The sequence below is a fragment of the Pseudomonas sp. UF-293 genome (genome assembly GCF_058245595.1).
In genome coordinates this window covers 1-590 of record NZ_JBSICA010000071.1, presented here as the reverse complement: position 1 = coordinate 590, position 590 = coordinate 1, and the positions used below count along the sequence as shown (strand labels likewise).

Below are 590 nucleotides of genomic sequence, written 5' to 3'. Positions count from 1 at the left end.
AAAGATGCCGGTAAAGTCGAAGTGACCATCGAGGGTGCGACCGGCGGCAACTTCGAGAACCTGGTGCCAAGCGCGGTTCCAGCGGTGACGAATGTCACCGACACCATCGACACTTCGACGGTCAAACTGACCGCCGATACTTCGGTGGCTGAAGGCGGTACCGTGACTTACACCGCCACCGTCGGCGCGCCTGTTACCGGTTCGCCTGTTGTGGTAACTCTGGCCAACGGCCAGACCATTACCATCGGCGTCGGTCAGACGACTGGCACTGCAACTGCTGTTGCTGCGAACGATGCGTTGGCCGGTAATGCTCCGATCACCAATTCGATCACTGGCGTAACCGGTGGCAATTTCGAAGATCTGGTGGCGGACAAAACTCCGGTTTCGACTTCTGTCACCGACGTTGCCGACACCACCAACCTGTCGCTTAGCGCGACCGGTTCTGTGGCCGAAGGTGGTTCGATTGTTTACACCGCGACATTGACCAACGCCGCTGGCTCACCAGTAACCGTTACCTTGTCGAACGGCGCCGTAATCACCATCAAGGCTGGCGAAACCACCGGCACCGCAACTGTTCCGGCACCGTCCGA

1 protein-coding gene is annotated in these 590 nt (G+C 59.0%); it reads left to right on the top strand.

The window, feature by feature from the left end; translation table 11 throughout:
- Positions 1-590 (top strand): immunoglobulin-like domain-containing protein (locus tag AC4IHP_RS27815; protein ID WP_490833285.1); only part of this gene is annotated, 590 nt, incomplete at both ends.